This is a genomic window from Blastococcus aggregatus (genome assembly GCF_900221005.1).
In the GTDB taxonomy this organism is placed as follows: Bacteria; Actinomycetota; Actinomycetes; order Mycobacteriales; family Geodermatophilaceae; genus Blastococcus; species Blastococcus aggregatus.
This window is the reverse complement of sequence record NZ_OBQI01000003.1, coordinates 473,792-491,484: the sequence shown is the minus strand read 5'-3', so window position 1 is coordinate 491,484 and position 17,693 is coordinate 473,792. Positions and strand designations below refer to the sequence as shown.

At 74.4% G+C, this 17,693-nt stretch carries 13 protein-coding genes; 9 read left to right on the top strand and 4 right to left on the bottom strand.

Going from position 1 to position 17,693, the window contains the following annotated elements; genetic code table 11:
- Nucleotides 1-44: 44 nt before the first annotated feature.
- Entirely contained in the window at nucleotides 45-1,331 is a 1,287-nt protein-coding gene (locus CRP29_RS12160) for a glycosyltransferase family 4 protein (protein ID WP_217991567.1), read from the bottom strand.
- A gap of 74 nt (nucleotides 1,332-1,405) precedes the next feature.
- On the opposite strand from CRP29_RS12160, the gene CRP29_RS12155 reads away from it, so the two are divergent.
- From CRP29_RS12155 to CRP29_RS12125, 7 genes are all read left to right on the top strand, one after another.
- Complete coding sequence (locus tag CRP29_RS12155) at nucleotides 1,406-2,134, top strand: class I SAM-dependent methyltransferase (RefSeq protein ID WP_217991566.1); 729 nt, start codon at nucleotides 1,406-1,408, stop codon at nucleotides 2,132-2,134.
- A 116-nt stretch (nucleotides 2,135-2,250) separates the two neighbouring features.
- On the top strand, nucleotides 2,251-3,234 hold the full coding sequence (gene pgfA, locus CRP29_RS12150; protein ID WP_097195287.1) for a cell envelope lipid trafficking protein PgfA: 984 nt from the start codon (nucleotides 2,251-2,253) through the stop codon (nucleotides 3,232-3,234).
- A 15-nt stretch (nucleotides 3,235-3,249) separates the two neighbouring features.
- A complete protein-coding gene (locus tag CRP29_RS12145; protein WP_097195286.1) occupies nucleotides 3,250-7,509 on the top strand; it encodes a DUF3367 domain-containing protein in 4,260 nt (1,419 codons plus the stop codon).
- A 28-nt stretch (nucleotides 7,510-7,537) separates the two neighbouring features.
- A complete protein-coding gene (locus CRP29_RS12140) occupies nucleotides 7,538-8,761 on the top strand; it encodes a DUF4185 domain-containing protein (RefSeq protein ID WP_101541089.1) in 1,224 nt (407 codons plus the stop codon).
- A 66-nt stretch (nucleotides 8,762-8,827) separates the two neighbouring features.
- Nucleotides 8,828-10,147, top strand: coding sequence for an MFS transporter (locus CRP29_RS12135; protein WP_097195284.1), 1,320 nt, complete (start codon nucleotides 8,828-8,830; stop codon nucleotides 10,145-10,147).
- A 100-nt stretch (nucleotides 10,148-10,247) separates the two neighbouring features.
- Nucleotides 10,248-11,741 (top strand): GntP family permease, encoded by a 1,494-nt coding sequence (locus CRP29_RS12130; protein ID WP_097195283.1) that lies wholly within the window; start codon nucleotides 10,248-10,250, stop codon nucleotides 11,739-11,741.
- A 25-nt stretch (nucleotides 11,742-11,766) separates the two neighbouring features.
- Nucleotides 11,767-13,341 carry an FMN-binding glutamate synthase family protein gene (locus tag CRP29_RS12125; protein WP_097195552.1) on the top strand — a complete coding sequence of 525 codons (1,575 nt, stop codon included), beginning with the start codon at nucleotides 11,767-11,769 and terminating at the stop codon, nucleotides 13,339-13,341.
- Between the two features lie 34 nt (nucleotides 13,342-13,375).
- Here CRP29_RS12125 and CRP29_RS12120 read toward each other — a convergent pair whose 3' ends face one another.
- Together CRP29_RS12120 and CRP29_RS12115 are read right to left on the bottom strand one after the other, a co-directional pair.
- On the bottom strand, nucleotides 13,376-14,002 hold the full coding sequence (locus tag CRP29_RS12120; RefSeq protein ID WP_097195282.1) for an FMN reductase: 627 nt from the start codon (nucleotides 14,000-14,002) through the stop codon (nucleotides 13,376-13,378).
- Nucleotides 13,999-15,159 (bottom strand): LLM class flavin-dependent oxidoreductase, encoded by a 1,161-nt coding sequence (locus CRP29_RS12115; protein WP_097195281.1) that lies wholly within the window; start codon nucleotides 15,157-15,159, stop codon nucleotides 13,999-14,001. The genes CRP29_RS12120 and CRP29_RS12115 overlap by 4 nt, the downstream gene beginning before the upstream one ends.
- A gap of 228 nt (nucleotides 15,160-15,387) precedes the next feature.
- Here CRP29_RS12115 and CRP29_RS12110 point away from each other — a divergent pair, with 228 nt between their 5' ends.
- A complete protein-coding gene (locus tag CRP29_RS12110; RefSeq protein ID WP_097195280.1) occupies nucleotides 15,388-16,353 on the top strand; it encodes a DivIVA domain-containing protein in 966 nt (321 codons plus the stop codon).
- A 109-nt stretch (nucleotides 16,354-16,462) separates the two neighbouring features.
- Nucleotides 16,463-16,975, top strand: a complete 513-nt coding sequence (locus tag CRP29_RS12105; RefSeq protein WP_097195279.1) for a universal stress protein — start codon at nucleotides 16,463-16,465, stop codon at nucleotides 16,973-16,975.
- 3 nt (nucleotides 16,976-16,978) lie between these two features.
- Here CRP29_RS12105 and CRP29_RS12100 read toward each other — a convergent pair whose 3' ends face one another.
- The gene (locus CRP29_RS12100) at nucleotides 16,979-17,632 is read right to left on the bottom strand and encodes a TetR/AcrR family transcriptional regulator (RefSeq protein WP_097195278.1); all 654 of its coding nucleotides are present in this window, start codon (nucleotides 17,630-17,632) and stop codon (nucleotides 16,979-16,981) included.
- Nucleotides 17,633-17,693: the final 61 nt, after the last annotated feature.

The window sequence follows — 17,693 nt, the reverse complement described above, 5'->3', positions numbered from 1 at the left end:
CCGGGCGACCGCCCACCGCCGGATGCCCGGCCGGCCGCCCCGCGTCACGCCAACCCTGAGGACGCGGGTTCCCGGGGGAGGGCCGGGTCGGCCCCGGTGCCGTCGGCCGCGGTGCTCTCGAGGGGGACGGCCAGGGTGTGCGTGGGGTCGTCGACCCCGTGCTGGATGCGCTCCAGCAGCTCGACGAGGTCGGCCGTGCCGGCGCGCACGCCGGCCCGGGGCGACCCGTGGACCGAGCGGGCCAGGACGCCGGCGAACTCGCGCACGCTGGCCGACCACTCGAAGGTGGCCGCATGGCGCTCGGCCGCCGCGCCCATGGCGCGGCGGGCGTCGTCGTCCTCGAGGAGGCGGGCGACGGCGTCGGTCATCTGGTCCAGGTCGTCGACGAGCACGCCGCTGACCCCGTCCACGACGGACTCCTGCAGACCACCGGAGGAGTGGTAGCCGACCGTGGGAACGCCGTGGCCGCCGGCCTCGATGACCACCATGCCCCAGCCCTCCTTCACCGACGGGCAGACGAAGACCCACGCGGCGGCGAGCTGCTCGTGCTTCCCCTTCTCGTCCAGGAAGCCGGTGAACTCCACGCGGTCGGCGACACCGAGCCGGTCGGCCTGGGCGCGCAGCGACTCCTCCCACCAGCCCTCGCCGACGATGGAGAGCGTGAGGTCGGGCCAGCGGTCGCTGAGCCGGGCGAGGATCTCCAGCGAGTGCTCGACCTGCTTGTGCGGCACCAGCCGGCCCAGCGTGATCAGCCGCGGCGACTCCGAGCGCGGCGTCGCGACCCGCACGATCGGCTCGGTGCCGACGGGGACCAGGGTGATGCGCTCGGCGTCGATGCCCAGGCCCGCCATCTCCCGGCCGGTCGCGTCCGAGATCGTGACGTAGGGGACCCGCCGGTAGACCTTGGGGGCCACGACCGACTCGAGCCACCAGCCGATGCGGCCGCCGACCGGGCCGAAGACGATCGGCCACTGCTCCTTGTGCACGTGGAAGACGACGTTGGTGACCGGAGCGCGGGTCACCAGGGTGCTGCAGAACGGGATGCCGTTCTGGATGTCGACGACCAGGCGGGGCTTGTGCTTGCGGACGAAGGCCATCGCCCGGGGGTAGATGCTCAGCCGGCCGGCGCGGCGGATGATGCGCACGCCGTTGACGGTCTCGTCCCGCGGGGCCCGCCCGTGCGCGGCGCAGAGCAGCGTGACGCGGAGTCCGGCAGACGCCAGACCCTCCGCGATCCGCTGCACGTACCGTTCTGACCCGCCGCCCTCCGGGTGGCTGACATCACGCCAGTTCACGAAGAGAACATCGATGTCCGAGGATCGGTGTGACACCCGCGGCACACTAATGCACCCACGCGGCCACTTCGACCCGCTGTGAGTCCTACGACACGATGGGAGTGCGAAAGATGAGCCGCTCGGCCACCCTTTCCCGGTCGGTGACGCTGTTCCGGGCGTTCCTGCACGAGCAGGACGACCCCGATGGCTTCTACAGCGTCCTCGCCGCCGACTCGGTGGCGCAACTCCGACGGTGGACCGATCTGTCGGGCGCCACGGTCCTCGACGTCGGGGGAGGGGCGGGCTATTTCGCCGACGCGTTCCGGGCCGCCGGGGCGACCTACGTGGGCCTCGAGCCCGACGCCGGTGAGATGACCGCCCGGGGCGAGGCCGAGCCCGGCACCCTCCGCGGCAGCGGTGAGGAGCTGCCGATCCGGTCCGGCGTGCTGGACGTCTGCTACTCGTCCAACGTGCTCGAGCACGTCCGCCGGCCCCTGACGATGGCCGACGAGATGGTGCGTGTGACCAAACCCGGGGGCATCATCTACCTCTCCTTCACCCCCTGGCTCTCGCCGTGGGGCGGGCACGAGACGGCGCCCTGGCACTACCTGGGCGGGCACCGGGCGCGTCGCCGGTACCAGCGGCGCAACGGGGTGGAGCCGAAGAACAAGTTCGGCGAGTCGCTGTTCGCCGCGTCGGCCGGGTCCGTGGCGCGGTGGGCGAACGCCTGCCCCGACGCCGACCTGCTCGCGGTGCTGCCGCGGTACCACCCGTGGTGGGCGACGTGGGTCGCACGCGTCCCGGGCCTGCGCGAGTTCGCGAGCTGGAACTTCGTCGTGGTGCTGCGCCGCAAGGCCTGACCGCGAGGCCGATCGACGGCGTTCCCCGGCCGGTGCGTCGCCCCGGCCGGGGCAGCCTGCTCCCGTACCCTGCGAGGTGCTGTGCCGCGCGACCCTTCTGCGGCGAGAGGAGCTGCATGCGGGCGCGGATCGTCGGGCTGACCCTGATCGGCCTCGGAGCGCTCGCCGTGGTCGCCGCGGTCCCGGCCCGCTCCTGGGTGCCGCTGGTGCCGGTCGGCCTCGAACTCGACGCGGCGTTCCGCACCGGCACGCTGGGCGAGCAGGTCGGCTTCGTCGACCCGGTCGACCTCGCGCCGCGCACCAGCGACGACGTGATGGCGTACGTGCGGATCCGCGGGGATGCCGACACGGGGGACGCCGGCGACGACGTCGCCGTCTGGGAGCTCGCGGCCACCACGAACGAGGTCGACGGCACGCTGATCGGCACCTCCACCACGGTGGCCTGCCTCGACCGCCGCACGGCCGAGGCCGTCGACTGCGTGAGCGCCTCGGTGGACGGGGAACGCGCGGAGGTCCGCGGACTGACCGTGCGCTTCCCGATCGACACCGGCCGGCGCGACTACGATCTCTGGGACGCCACGACCCGGCAGGCGTACCCCGCGCGGTTCGCGGGCACCGAGAGCATCCGCGGCCTGCAGGTGTACCGCTTCGAGCAGGAGGTCCCGGCACAGGTGGTCGCCTCGGTCTCCGTGCCCGGCTCGCTGCTCGGGTCCCCGGCCGCCGTCGACGCCCCGGCCGACGTCCCGGCCGACGTCGTCCACGGCGCCACGCGGGCCCTGCTCGTCGACCCGGTCACCGGTGTCGTCGTGTCCACGCAGGAGGTCCCGAACACCTGGCTGCGCGGACCCGACGGGCAGCCCGGCGCCTTCCTGCTGTCCGGCACGTTCACCTCCTCGGAGGAGTCCGTCGACGACGCCCTCGCGCTCGTCGACGACATCCGCGGGCAGCGCGAGGTGCTGCGCGCCGCCGTCCCGTGGGTGGCCGGCGGCACCGGGGGCCTGCTGCTCCTGGCCGGCGCACTGGTCGTCGTCCGCAGCCGGCCGGCCCGCACCGACTCCCCGGAGGACGAGCCCGCACCCGTGCCCGTCCCCACCGCCTGAGCCGGCGGTCGGCAGATGGCGACGATGGTCACCGGTCGGTCCTCCGCGACGTCCCCGGCGGACGACGACGACGCGCGTGCCCCGCGGGAGCCGCTGACGGCGCGCGCGATCGGCCTGCTGGCCCGCTTCCGGCTGGCGGTCGTGTGCACCGGCTTCCTGGTGCTGGCCCTGCTCCAGTCGCCGGGGAAGATCATCGGCGACACCAAGCTGGACCTGGCGGTGGACCCGCTCGCCTTCCTCGGCCGGGCGCTCACGCTCTGGGAGCCCGAGGGCGCGGCCGGCCAGCTGCAGAACCAGGCGTACGGCTACTTCTTCCCGATGGGGCCGTTCTTCGCGCTCGGCCAGCTCGCCGGGCTGCCCGTCTGGGTGACGCAGCGGCTGTGGTTCGCGCTGCTGATGAGCGTGGCGTTCCTCGGGGTCGTGGTCCTGGCCCGCCGGCTCCGGATCGGCTCCCCGGGCACCGTGCTCGTGGCCGGCATCGCCTACGCGCTGGCGCCGCGCATGCTCACCGCCATCGGCACCACCTCGGCCGAGCTCATCCCCATGGCGCTGGCGCCCTGGGTGCTGATCCCGCTGGTGGGCGCGGAGGAGCGCGGGTCGGCCCGCCGGGCCGCGGCGTTCTCGGCGCTGGCCGTCTTCTGCGTCGGCGGGGTGAACGCGGTCGCGACGGCCGCCGTCCTCCCGCTGGCCGCGCTGTACCTGATCACCCGTCCCGGCGGGCCGTTCCGGCGCCGGCTGATCCTGTGGTGGGGTCTGTGCGTCGGGCTGGCGGCCGCCTGGTGGGCGGGCCCGCTGGTGCTGCTGGGCCGGTTCAGCCCGCCGTTCCTCTTCTACATCGAGAACGCCCAGGCGACGACGGGCCCGACCGACGTCCTCAGCGTGCTCCGCGGGACGTCGCACTGGGTGGCGACGATGGCCTCCCCGGCGGGGCCGGCCTGGCCGGCCGGGTGGTCCCTGGTCCACGACGTCGTGCCGGTGGTCGGCACGGTCGTCCTGGCTGCCGCCGGCCTGGTGGGGCTGTGCCGCCGCGACCTGCCGGAGCGCACCTGGCTGGTCCTCGGGGTCCTGGCCGGCGTCGGCCTGGTCTCCCTCGGCCACCTCGCCTCGGTCGAGGGGATGTGGGCCGGCCCGCTGCACGACGCCCTCGACGGCCCGCTCGCGCCGCTGCGCAACGTGCACAAGTTCGACCCCGTCCTCCGGCTGCCGCTCGTGCTGGCGCTGGCCCACCTGGGTGGCGTGCTCCTCGACGGCGCCCGACGCCGCCGGGCGGCGCACGCGGTCTCGCCGTCCCGCCGCCGGTCGGTCACGTGGATGGCGGCGCGCGGCGTGCTCGCCGTCCTCGTGGTCGCCCTGGTGGCGAGCATCGCCCCGGCGCTGGCCGGGCGCCTCGCCCCGCCCCGGGGGTTCGACGAGGTGCCGGCGTACTGGCAGGAGACGGCCGACTTCCTGGCCGCCGAGAGCTCCGAGGGGCGCGCCCTGCTGCTCCCCGGGTCGAACTTCCCGGTCTACGAGTGGGGCACGCCCACCGACGAGCCGATGCAGCCGCTGGCCGACTCGGCGTGGGACGTGCGCAACGCCATCCCGCTGACGCCCGAGGGGCACATCCGCATGCTCGACGCGATCGAGGAGCGGCTGGAGCGCGGGCAGGGCTCGGCGGGCCTGGCGCGCTACCTCGCCCGCGCCGGGATCTCGCACCTCGTGCTGCGCAACGACATCGACACCGGCGTCACCGGTGCCACCCGCTCGGTGCTCGTGCGCGAGGCGCTGCGGGAGTCCCCGGGCATCACGCCGCTCACCACCTTCGGCCCGACCACGATGCTCGAGGCCCCGGACGACGGCATGGTCTACGACGCCGGGCTGGACGAGCCGGATCCGGCGATCGAGATCTACACGGTGGCCGACCCCGCGCCGCGGGCCTGGACCGCGCCGCTGTCCTCGGTGGTCACCGTGCAGGGCGGCCCGGAGGCGGTGCTGCCGCTGGAGGACCGCGGCGTGGTCACCGACCGCCCCACGATGATGGCCGGCAGCCCGGGCGCACCCCTGGACACGGTGATGGTGACCGACGCCCTGGTCCGCCGGGAGCGCACCTTCGGCCGCCTGGCCGACGCGGAGTCCGGAGCGCTGGCCGCCGACGACCCGCTGCGGCTCGACGCACCGGTGCGCGACTACGTCCTGCCGCACCTGGCCTCGGCGGAGAGCGTCGTCCGCTACATCGGCGGCACGCCCAGCGCGTCGAGTTCGGCCTCGGACCCCGACGGGTTCAACGGCACCCGCATGGACACCCAGCCCTGGTCGGCGGTCGACGGCGACCCGATGACCGCCTGGCGCCCCGCGCCGTGGACCGAGGATCCGCAGCCGGCCTGGTGGCGGCTGACCGCCGACCTGATGTTCGACGCCGGACGGTTCGTCCTCTCGGTGGGTGGCGAGCCCGGCGTGCCCCGCCCGTCGGAGCTGCGGTTCACCACGGACGCCGGCTCGGCCGTCCTGCCGGTCCTCGACACCGGTGAGGAGCAGGAGATCGTCCTGCCCCCGGAGCTCGCCGGGCTCACCTCCCAGCTGACCATCACCTCGACCTCGCCGGGGAACGACCCGGACGCGCCTGCCTTCGCGCTGGCCGACGTGCGGGTGCCCGGCCTCACCGTGCACCGCTCGACGGTCACCCCCGTGGTGGCCGGCCCGGCCAGCGTCTACGCCTTCGACGCCGACCGGGGCCGTCCCGGCTGCGTGACCGGCGCCGACGGCGCGCCGCTGTGCGCCGCGCCGCTGGTCACCGGCTCGGAAGAGGCCGTCTGGCTGGACCGCACCTTCGACGTCACCGACTGGACCGACTACGACCTCTTCGGCACCGCGGTCGCCCGGCCCGGGAAGGCGCTCGACGCACTCCTCACCGAGCTGCGTGGCACGGTGGCGGTGGAGGGCAGCAGCGAGCCGGTCACCGACCCCCGGGCCAGCGCGGCCGCGGCCGTCGACGGCGACCCCGCCACCTCCTGGCTGGCCGCAGGTGACGACCTCCGCCCGACCCTGGTGCTCACCTGGCCCGAGCCCCGCACGATCGACTCGCTGCGGGTCCTCCCCGCGTCGGCGCAGGCCGGCGCGGCGCCCGCGGCGGTCACCATCGACACCGGGGGGCTGCCGCGGACCCTGCGGCTGACCGAGGACGGCAGTGTCCGGTTCGTCCCGGTCGTCACCGACCGGCTCGAGGTGACCTTCGAGCTGCCCGACGACCTGGAGTCCCTGGACCCGGCGACCCGCTGGGACCAGCAGCTCGGCGTCGGCATCGCCGAGCTCGAGGTCGGTGAGCCCAACCCGGTCACCCCGCCGGACACCCAGGTCGGGCTGCCGTGCGGCGCCGGCCCCGAGGTGCGGGTCGACGGCGCGCTGTTCCTGACCACGGTGCGCACGACGGTGGGCGCGCTGCAGACGCTGCAGCCGCTGGCCCTGGAGTTCTGCGAGCCCGCGACCTCCCCGACCCTGCGCATCCCGGGCGGTGAGCACCGCGTCCTGGCCCGCAGCAGCGAGGCGCTGGCGATCGAGTCGGTCACGCTCGGGCGCGACGGCACCGGGGCCGGCACGGCGCCGGGGGTGCGCGGTGCGGTGGAGACCAGCCGCTGGGAGGCCGAGCACCGCACGGTGCAACTCGAGGCGCGCGACGAGACCACGCTGCTGGTCATCCCGGAGAACACCAACCCCGGCTGGCAGGCCCGCCTCGACGGCGAGCTGCTCGGCGTCGTCACCGTCGACGGCTGGCAGCAGGGGTACCTGGTGCCGCCCGGCGCCGCGGGCTCGGTCGAGCTCGAGTTCACCCCGGGCCCGGAGTACCGCACGGCGCTCGCCGTCGGTGCCGGGGCCGCGCTGCTGCTCCTGCTGGTGGCCGTGCTGCCCGCCCGGGCGCCCCGTGAGCGCTCCCGGCGCTTCGCGCAGCTGGGAGCACGGGTGTCGGCCGTGCTGGCCGCGGTCGTCGTCGTCACGGCGGCGGTGTTCGGCTCCGCGCTCGTCGGCGGCCTGGTCGGGCTCGGGTCGCTGGCCGCGCTGTGGGTGCTGCGCCAGCTGGTCGGACGGCACGCGCCGGCCCTGCTCGGCGCGGTGGCCGGCGGATCGCTGCTCGCCGCCGGGGCGCTGCTGGTGGCCGACGGCGAGACCGCCGGGACCGCGGGCCAGGCACTGGCCGTCGTGGCGCTGGCCGCCGTCGTCGCCGGGGTGCTGCCGGTGCCCCCGGTGCCGCCGGTGACGTGGTTGCGCCGCCGTCGCGGCGGTCCGGCGCCGGTGCAGCCGTGAGGTGGCGGTGATGGGGGAGCATGGCGGTGTGCTCCGTCGATCTGCCCTCCTGCTGCCCGTGCTGTCCCTGGTCCTGACCGGGTGCATCCGGCTGGAGGCGCCCGCCCCGGAGATCACCGAGGTCGACCGGCAGGAGGCCGCGCTGGCCTCGACCGCACCCGAGGATGACGCCGCCACGGCCCGGCTGGAGCCGGCCTGCCCGGCGCCCGACCCGGCGGAGACCGTCTCGGCGGCGACCCTCAACCGCGCGATGACCCGGATCGACTACCCGCAGTGGCAGTCCGCCGACCTCGGGGCGACCGCGGCGCTCCGCGACGGCCGCATCGTCTGGGCCTGGGGTGACACCGGCCGGGAGAAGGACTTCGACCCGCAGCTCGTCGACAACTCACTGATGATCTCGTCGGGCAACTGCTTCTCCCAGGTGCTCACCGACGCGGGTGGGGAGTTCTTCCCCCGCGGCCCGGACGGGCTGACCCTCTGGCCCATGGCCGTGGTGCGGCTGGAGCCCACGCCGGCCGACGGCGAGGGCGTCACCGACAAGGTCCTCGTCTACCAGTCGCGCATCCAGCGCGGCGACCGGCAGTGGGACTTCCTCTTCCGCGGCACCTCGGTCGCGGTCCTGCTCGTGGGGGCCGACGGCGTCCCGCGGCTGGACCGGACCGTGCAGCTGACCACGGACAGCGCGGACTACGACCAGATCAACTGGGGGGCGGCCGCGGCGCCCGACGGCGAGTGGATGTACCTGTACGGCACCCGCTACACCGCCGAGGCCTTCATCACCGGCCGCGAGCTCTACGTCTCGCGGGTGCCGCTGAGCGACCCCACGAACGCCGAGGTCCAGGAGTACTGGGACGGCACCGGGTGGCGGGACGACGCCACCCTGGCCGCACCGATCCTCGGGGCGGTGGACGGCACCTCCCAGACGCTGTCGGTGGACAACATCGACGGGCGCTGGGTGATCATCTCGAAGCAGGGGGGCGACCTGGCCGACTGGATCACCATGTGGACCGCGGAGTCGCCCACCGGGCCCTGGTCGGACCCCGTCCCCGTGCTGTCCTCGCCGGGCGGCCACGACGCACCGGCGGGACAGCGGAACCTGACGTACACCCCGCTGTCGCACCCCGACATCCGCACGACGTCCGGGGACCTGCTGGTCTCGGTCTCGCGGAACACCGATGACATCGACCTGCTCTTCGACGAGCCGGAGCGGGGCCGCGTGCTGTTCGCCGAGGTGCCGCTCCCGCGGCCCTGACGCCCCGGTGAGCGACGTCACCCTCGTCGCCGGAAGATCGACGCCGTGTCCGGTGTCGGGACAGGGGTGAGCTCCCCGACCCCCGCGCGCGCCTACGCGGTGTGGGGCGTGGCGCTGCTGTCCTACGTCGTGGCGGTCTTCCACCGTGCGTCGCTGGGCGTGGCCGCCGTGGACGCGCAGGAACGGTTCTCCGCCGGGGCGTCGGCGGTCTCGCTGTTCCTCGTCCTCCAGCTCGCCGTGTACGCGGGGCTGCAGATCCCGGTCGGGGTGGCGCTGGACCGGTTGGGCTCGCGACGGCTGATCCTCGCCGGGGCCGTGACGATGGCCGCCGGCCAGCTGGTGCTCGCCCTGGCCGAGAACGTGCCGACGGCGGTGGCGGCGCGGGTGCTCGTCGGTGCCGGCGACGCGATGACCTTCATCAGCGTGCTGCGGGTGGTGTCCTTCTGGTTCCCCGGGCGGGTGGTCCCGCTGATCACCCAGCTCACCGGCATCCTGGGCCAGCTCGGGTCGGTGGTGGCGGCCTACCCGCTGGTCGCCCTGCTGCACGGCACCTCCTGGGAGGCGACGTTCCTGGGCGCCGCCGCCACCGGCCTGCTCGTCGCCGTCCTGGTGCTGGTCGCGCTGAAGGACGCCCCGGGCGGCAGCGTGCGCGGCCGGGCCGTGGGCCTCGCGGAGCTGCGCGCCACCCTGCTGGACACCTGGCGGGAGCCCGGTACCCGCATCGGCCTGTACACCCACCTGGTCACCCAGTTCTCCGGCACGGTCTTCGCCCTGCTCTGGGGCTATCCCTTCCTCGTCGTCGGCCAGGGGCTCTCACCCGGGACGGCGGCCGGGCTGCTGACCCTGCTGGTCCTCGTCGGCATGGCCGTCGGCCCGCTGCTGGGGCGGCTGTGCGGTCGCTGGCCGCTGCGCCGGTCGGTGCTGGTCTTCTCGATCCTCGGCGCGACGGCGCTGGCCTGGACCGTCGTGCTCGTCTGGCCCGGCCGGGCGCCGCTGCCGCTGCTGATCGCGCTCGTCGTCGTCCTCGGCACCAACGGCCCGGGCTCGATGATCGGGTTCGACTACGCCCGCACGGAGAACCCGGCCGAGCGGATGGGCAGTGCCAGCGGGGTGGTGAACGTGGGCGGCTTCGTCGCCTCGCTGCTGACCATCCTGGCGATCGGTGCCGTGCTGGACGTGCTCACCCCCGGCAACTCCACCGACTACGAGCTCAGCGCCTTCCGGGCGGCCTTCGCCGTCCAGTACGTGTTCTGGGCGATCGGCCTGGTGGGCGTCCTCCGGCACCGGCGCGAGCTGCGGGCGCGGCTGGCGCGCGACGGCGTGGTGCTCGCGCCGCTGGCCACGGCGGTGCGGGCCCGGCTCCGGGGCGGCTCCGCCTACTCCTGAGCCCCGGTGCTGCCGGCGCCGCCGTTCGGGTCGCCGGACGGGCGCGGGCCGAGCATGATCGGCACCGCGACGCCGTTGGGGACCGCAGCCGGGAGGGGCCATGGACGAGGTCGAGCCTGCGCTCGGTGCCGGACCGCTGCTGCTCATCGCGGCGGTCGCCGTGCTCGTGCTGCTCCTCCTCATCATCCGGCTGAAGCTGCACGCGTTCGTGGCCCTCGTCCTCGTGAGCCTCCTGACCGCCCTGGCCGCGCGCGTGCCGCTCGAGGACGTCGTCACCACGCTGACCAGCGGTTTCGGCAGCACGCTGGCCAGCGTGGCCCTGCTGGTCGGCCTGGGCGCGATGCTGGGCCGGTTGCTGGAGTTCAGCGGCGGCGCGCAGGTCCTCGCCGACGTGCTGATCCGCCGCTTCGGCGAGCAGCGGGCGCCCCTCGCGCTCGGCGTGGCCGCGCTGCTGTTCGGCTTCCCCATCTTCTTCGACGCGGGCCTGGTCGTCTTCCTGCCGATCGTGTTCACCGTCGCGCTGCGGCTCGGGGGCTCGCTGCTCACCTACGGGTTGCCGGTGGCCGGGGCGTTCGCCGTCATGCACGCGTTCGTGCCACCGCACCCCGGGCCGGTTGCCGCGGCCGAGCTCATCGGCGCCGACATCGGCCTGGTGCTGGTGTTCGGGCTGCTGATCGGGCTGCCGACGTGGTTCCTGGGCGGCTACCTCTTCGGGCTGTGGGCAGGCCGCCGCTACGACGTCCCCGTCCCGGACATCCTCTCCGGCGGTGCCCCGGACGACGGCGGGGCGCCCCCGTCCGGCGGCTTCCCGGACACGACGCCGGTGGCCGGCACCTCCCCGTCGGTCTCGGGCAGCTCCGGTGGGACGGCGGCGGTCGCGGAGACTGCGCGGACGAGCCCCGGACCGCCCGCGTTCGGGACCGTGCTGGGTCTGCTCCTGCTGCCGCTGGTGCTGATCTTCCTGAACACCGGCATGAGCACCCTCGCGACCGCTGGCACCGTCGACGAGGACTCGGTCGTCGTGCAGGTGGCCCAGCTGATCGGGGCCACCCCCGTCGCGCTGCTCGTCACCGTCCTCGTGGCGATGCTCGTGCTCGGCCGTCACCGGGGCAGCTCGGGGGCGGAGATCGAGTCGGTCGTCAACAGCGCCCTCGGGCCGGTCTGCGCGATCATCCTGATCACGGGGGCCGGCGGCATGTTCGGCGGCGTGCTGCGGGCCAGCGGGATCGGTGAGGCGCTCGCGGACGTGCTCGGCGACATCGGCCTGCCGGTGATCGTGGCCGCCTTCGTGATCTCGGTGCTGCTGCGGGTGGCGCAGGGGTCGGCGACCGTGGCGCTGACCACGGCGGCCGGGCTGATGGCGCCGGTCGTCGACGCCAGCGACGGGCTCTCGAGCGTCGACCTCGCGCTCGTGGTCATCGCCATCGCCGCCGGGGCGACCGTGCTCTCGCACGTCAACGACTCCGGGTTCTGGCTCGTCAGCCGCTTCTTCAAGATGGACGAGAAGACGACGCTCAAGACCTGGACGGTCATGGAGACGCTGCTGGGCGCGATCGGCTTCGTGCTGGCGTTGGTGCTCAGCCTGTTCCTCTGACCGGGCGACGACGAGGGGAATGGACATGGCGGGCATCGGGCGGGCGGCGGGGGCGGGCTTGGCAGCACTGGCGGCCGTCGCCGCCCGCGACCTGCTGCAGCGCGAGCACACGCTGCTGCGCAACTTCCCGGTGGTCGGGCACGCCCGGTACCTGCTGGAGTCCCTCGGCCCCGAGCTGCGGCAGTACCTGGTGGCCGGCAACAACGAGGAGCGTCCCTTCACCCGCGACCAGCGGCGCTGGGTGTACGCCTCGGCCAAGGGCGAGAACAACTACTTCGGCTTCGGCACCGACAACGACCTCGAGTACACCGCCGGCTACCCGGTGATCAAGCACCGCACGTTCGGCCGGGCGGTCCCGGCGTCGAACGTGCACGCCGGGCACGAGGTGGCCCTGCCCGCCGCCAAGGTGCTCGGCGCGGCGCGCGGGCGCCGGCACGCGTTCCGCCCCGCGTCGGTCGTCAACATCTCGGCGATGAGCTTCGGCTCGCTCTCCGGTGCCGCGGTCGAGGCGCTGAACCGGGGTGCCGCGCTCGCCGGCTGCCTGCACAACACGGGGGAGGGCGGGCTGTCCGCGCACCACCGGCACGGCGGGGAGCTGATCTACCAGCTCGGGACGGCGTACTTCGGCTGCCGCGACGAGCACGGCCGCTTCGACCTGCAGCGACTGAAAGCACTGGTCGCGGAGGCCCCGGTGCGGGCGCTGGAGATCAAGCTGAGCCAGGGGGCCAAGCCGGGCCTGGGCGGCGTGCTGCCGGCGGCGAAGGTCTCCGCCGAGATCGCCGCCACGCGCGGCGTCCGCGAGGGCGAGGACTGCATCAGCCCTTCCCGGCACGCCGAGTTCTCCGACGTCGACAGCCTGCTGGACTGGGTGGAGCTGCTGGCCGCGGAGACCGGGCTGCCGGTCGGCATCAAGTCCGCGGTCGGCGACATGGCCTTCTGGGAGGAGCTGACCGACCGGATGGGAGCGACCGGCCGCGGGGTCGACTTCGTGACCGTCGACGGGGGAGAGGGCGGCACCGGTGCGGCACCGCTGATCTTCACCGACTCGGTCTCGCTGCCGTTCCAGCTCGGCTTCGCCCGGGTGTACGCCACCTTCGCCCGCAAGGGCCTGCACGAGGACGTCGTGTTCATCGGGGGCGGCAAGCTCGGGCTGCCCGACAACGCGATCGTCGCCTTCGCGCTGGGCTGCGACCTGGTCAACGTCGCCCGGGAGGCGATGCTCGCCATCGGCTGCATCCAGGCGCAGAAGTGCCACACCGACACCTGCCCGACCGGCATCGCGACGCAGAACGCCTGGCTGGCGCACGGACTGGACCCGGCGCGCAAGTCGGTGCGGGCGGCCGCCTACGTGCAGACCCTGCGCCGCGACCTGCTCAAGGTCGCCGAGGCCTGCGGGGTCGAGCACCCGGGCCTGATCGACGCGGGCTCGGTGGAGATCCTCGACGGCCGCACGGCGTCCACCCCGCTGCACGAGGTCTACGGCTACGACCCGTCGTGGGGGCTGCCGTCAGGGGCCGACCGCGCGGCGATCGCCGCGATCATGGCGGGGGAGTCACCGCAGGGCGGCAGCGCCCCGCCGTCCCCCGACGCCGTGGGCTGACCCTCACCCTCGGGTGGAGGGTCAGCCCGACGGTTCAGGTGCCGCGGAGCAGGTCCTCGAAGGAGCTGGTCGGGGCGGCGAAGGGGTCCACCGGCGCCGCCGGCGGGCGCCCGGCGACCAGGTCGGCGAGCTCGCCGGCGGCGCGGTCCACCCGGTCGGCCAGCCCGCCGTCCCCTCCGGCCCAGTCCTCCGACGCGGCGAACACCGCGGTGGGGACGACGGTGGCCCGCAGGTAGGCGAACAGCGGCCGCAGGGCGTGCTCCAGGGCGAGCGAGTGCCGGGCGGTGCCGGCGGTGGCGCCCATGAGCACCGGGGTGCCGACGAGCGCGTCCTTGTCCAGGACGTCGAAGAAGGTCTTGAACAGCCCGCTGTAGGACGCCGAGAAGATCGGCGTCACGGCGAGCACCGCATCGGCGCCGGTCACGGTGTCGACGGCGGACCGCAGCGGCCCGTTGGCGAACCCGGTCAGCAGGTTGTCCGCCAGGTCGCGGGCGTGCTCGCGCAGTTCGACGACCTCGACGGTCGCGCTGATGCCCCGGTTCCGCAGCGCGGCGACGGTGGCGGAGGTCAGCCGGTCGGCGAGCAGCCGGGTGGAGCTGGGGGTGCTCAGTCCGGCGCTGACGACGGCGATCGTCCGGGTGCTCCCGTCCTGGGGGCTCATCGGGCCTCGACCTCCTCGCGGACCTGCTCGGCGACCTGGCCGGTGACGTCGTCGGCCGCGGCGGAGACGGTGACGTCCTTCGGGCCGCCGGCGGCGGCGACGCGCGAGGCGTGGGTGGGCGCGTCCGGCACGTGCGCCGGCTTGAGGGCGGCGAACTCGCGGCGCAGCACCGGGACGACCTCCTCCCCGAGCAGGTCGAGCTGCTCGAGCACCGTCTTCAGCGGCAGGCCGGCGTGGTCGATGAGGAACAGCTGGCGCTGGTAGTCACCGACGTAGTCGCGGAAGCCCAGGGTGCGCTCGATGACCTGCTGCGGGCTGCCCACGGTGAGCGGCGTCTGGCTGCTGAAGTCCTCCAGCGAGGGGCCGTGGCCGTAGACCGGTGCGTTGTCGAAGTACGGGCGGAACTCCCGGACGGCGTCCTGGCTGTTCTTCCGCATGAAGAACTGCCCGCCGAGGCCGACGATCGCCTGGTCGGCGCTGCCGTGGCCGTAGTGCTCGTAGCGCTTCCGGTAGAACTCGACCATCTTCTGCGTGTGCTCCGGCGGCCAGAAGATGTGGTTGTGGAAGAAGCCGTCGCCGTAGTACGCGGCCTGCTCGGCGATCTGCGGGGAGCGGATCGAGCCGTGCCAGACGAACGGCGCGACGCCGTCCAGCGGGCGGGGCGTCGAGGTGAAGCCCTGCAGCGGCGTCCGGAACTTCCCCTGCCAGTCGACGACGTCCTCGGCCCAGAGCCGGCGCAGCAGTGCGTAGTTCTCGACGGCGAGCTCGATGCCGTTGCGGATGTCCTGCCCGAACCACGGGTAGACCGGGCCGGTGTTGCCCCGGCCGAGCGTCAGGTCGACGCGGCCGCCGGCCAGGTGCTGCAGCATCGCGTAGTCCTCGGCGATCTTCACCGGGTCGTTGGTCGTGATCAGCGTGGTGGCCGTCGAGAGCTGCAGGGACGAGGTCTGCGCCGCGATGTAGGCCAGCGTCGTGGTGGGGGAGGAGGAGAAGAACGGCGGGTTGTGGTGCTCGCCGAGGGCGAAGACGTCCAGGCCGACCTCCTCGGCCTTCGTCGCGATGGCCAGGACGGCCCGGATCCGCTCGGCCTCGGTCGGGGTGCGACCGGTGGTCGGGTCCTGCGTGATGTCGCTGACCGTGAAGATGCCGAACTGCATGACCGCTCCTAGCTAGTTGAGAGTGCAACTACTGTCTCATGGAACCGGGTGCCCCTCGACGGCATTCCCACCGGGCCGGTGCACCGGGTGACCCCGGTGCGTAGCCGACTCGCCACGAGCCGCCGAACTACGCCGGTGGTAGTTCACGGTCCGGTCACGGCGCACAGCTCCGGGTGTCCGGTTCTGGCACTGTCCGGATCGATACCGGCAAGGCTTGGGGGCGGCGCGATGGTGGTGTGGACGGAGAACGGGGCCGGCGAGCCGACCCGGCGCGAGGCGGGGGAGAACCGGGTGCCGGTGTTCACCGGGTCGCTGGACTCCATGCTGGGCTCCGCGCCGGTCTTCCGCAGCAAGCTGCGCGGGTACGACCCGATGGAGGTCGACACCTACGTGTCCTGGGCGGAGTCCGAGCTGCGCTCCGTCCGCCGCCAGGTCGACGACCTGCTCGCCCGCTTCGGCGCGTGCTCGGCCGAGCTGGAGATCTCCCGCCGGCTGCTGGCCGACGGATCGCGCCACCGGGTCGTCTTCCCGGTGTCCGACCGGGTCGAGGAGATGCTGCAGCTGGCCGTGGAGGAGGCCGCCGCGATCACCGAGACGGCGGTCCGCGACGCCGAGCACGTCGTGGCCGAGGCGCGCAGCGAGGCCGACGCGCGGCTGCGGAAGGCGCACGAGATCAAGGAGATGGCCGTGCTCGCGGCCGACGAGCTCCGCGACCACGCCGGCAAGCAGCGGGCCGAGGCGCAGGACGTGCTCGACCGCGCCCGGGCAGAGGCGGCGGAGCTGCTGCGTACCGCCGGCGTGGAGCGGGACCGGCTGGCGGCCGCCGCGGCGCGCGAGCGCGACCGGCTGGGCGCGGCGGCCGCGGCGGAGCGGCGGCGGCTGGGCGAACAGGCGGTGCGCGAACGCGAGCAGGCCACGGCCGCGGCCACGGCGCGCCTCACCGCGCTCCAGGAGCAGGTGGCCGAGCTCCGGCGGCGGCACGACGAGGCCCGCCGGTCGCTGCGCGGGCTGAGCTCGCGGATCGGCGAGGCGCTGGAGGTCGTCGCGTCGACGGGGCCCGTGGGCGGAGGCGCCGCGACCGAGGCGAACATCGCCGTCGAGGGGAGGGAGTACGACCCCGCGCACGTCGGATCTGCGCCCGGACAGCGCGCCACGGGGGAGGGCCTCGTGCTGGCCGGACCGACCTCGTCCTGACCCGCCGGGGGGTGCTCCGGGCACTCCGGGGGCTCCCCGATCGTGGAGGGGTGAGAGTCTTCCGGTAGCGCGGCGATCAGCCGCCCGGAACCAGCGCAGGAGGTCGACGGTGGACGAGGTCGCCAGGACGGTGCAGATCGACGGCGGGATCGTCGTCGGGCACGACGGGTCGAAGTGCGCGCAGGAGGCGTTGATCTGGGCCGGCCGGCTGGCGGCGCGGGCCGACATCGAGGTGCACGTCGTCCGCGCCTGGTCCATCACGTCGGCGCCGCAGCCGGCCAGCTGGACGCCGGGCTACGTCCCCCCGCTGCCGGAGTGGGAGCAGGCGGTCCACGACGAGCTGACGGCGCACGTCCGGCTCGCCGGCCTCGCGCCCGAGGTCCGCTGGACCTGTCACGTCGTCCACCGCTCGGCGGAGCAGGCGCTGATGCAGGCCGCCGAGGGGGCGAGCCTGGTCGTCATGGGCGCCCGGGGGCGCGGCGGCTTCGCCGGGCTGCTGCTCGGGTCGGTCAGCGACAAGCTCGTGCACCACGCGCCGTGCCCGGTCACCGTCGTCCGCACCGGGGCCACCGGCAAGCAGCTGGACGCGGTCACCGGCGAGAACGCGGCCGTCGAGGTCTAGCGGTCAGTCCGGTGGCGTGCCGTAGACGGCGGTCAGCCACACCCGCAGCAGCACGGGGACGACGTCGTCCGCGGCGATCGCGGGCCCGTCACCGCTGAGCGATGCGTAGATCACCCGCTCGTTCATGGAGGTCAGCGCGATCGCGAGGTCGCGCGCCGGCGGACCCGAGGGTGCCGCCCCCCGCGCGCGCTCGGCCTCGATGGCGGTGGCGCAGCGCTGCACCCAGCGCTCGAACACCTCCGCCCAGAGCGCCCGCACCTCCGCGCTGGTGGAGCGGGCCTCCGCCCACGCCACGGTGAGCGCCCGGTGGCGGCGGAAGGTCTCGTGGTAGGCCGCCAGCGCCCGCTGCCAGCCCTCCCGGGGGCCGGTGGAGGCGCCGCCGTCGAAGACCGCGCTCATCGTCGCGTCGGCCTCCGCGACCACGCGGTCCAGCAGCGTCAGCAGGACGGCATCCTTCGACGTGAAGTAGAAGTAGAAGGTCGGCCGCGAGATCCCGGCGCCGCGGGCCAGGTCGTCGACGGAGATGGCGCCGAGCGGCCTCTCCTCGAGCAGCCGCTCCGCCGTGGCCAGGATCTGCAGTTCCCGGTCGTCGCCCCGGGCGCGTGCCGGCCGGCGGCCGCGACCCGCGGCCACCGGGGAGCCTGCGCCGTCGGACATGCCGGCGAGGGTACCGGCGCGCAGCCGTAACTCGACACCCTGTTGACTCGTTCGACACGGC

Bases quoted from the DNA above. Each gene is read 5' to 3' on its own strand.
- CRP29_RS12110 (WP_097195280.1), top strand. From the start codon at position 15,388: ATGGTGGTGTGGACGGAGAACGGGGCCGGCGAGCCGACCCGGCGCGAG.
- CRP29_RS12115 (WP_097195281.1), bottom strand. From the start codon at position 15,159: ATGCAGTTCGGCATCTTCACGGTCAGCGACATCACGCAGGACCCGACC.
- CRP29_RS12130 (WP_097195283.1), top strand. From the start codon at position 10,248: ATGGACGAGGTCGAGCCTGCGCTCGGTGCCGGACCGCTGCTGCTCATC.
- CRP29_RS12155 (WP_217991566.1), top strand. From the start codon at position 1,406: ATGAGCCGCTCGGCCACCCTTTCCCGGTCGGTGACGCTGTTCCGGGCG.
- pgfA (WP_097195287.1), top strand. From the start codon at position 2,251: ATGCGGGCGCGGATCGTCGGGCTGACCCTGATCGGCCTCGGAGCGCTC.
- CRP29_RS12120 (WP_097195282.1), bottom strand. From the start codon at position 14,002: ATGAGCCCCCAGGACGGGAGCACCCGGACGATCGCCGTCGTCAGCGCC.
- CRP29_RS12100 (WP_097195278.1), bottom strand. From the start codon at position 17,632: ATGTCCGACGGCGCAGGCTCCCCGGTGGCCGCGGGTCGCGGCCGCCGG.
- CRP29_RS12145 (WP_097195286.1), top strand. From the start codon at position 3,250: ATGGCGACGATGGTCACCGGTCGGTCCTCCGCGACGTCCCCGGCGGAC.
- CRP29_RS12125 (WP_097195552.1), top strand. From the start codon at position 11,767: ATGGCGGGCATCGGGCGGGCGGCGGGGGCGGGCTTGGCAGCACTGGCG.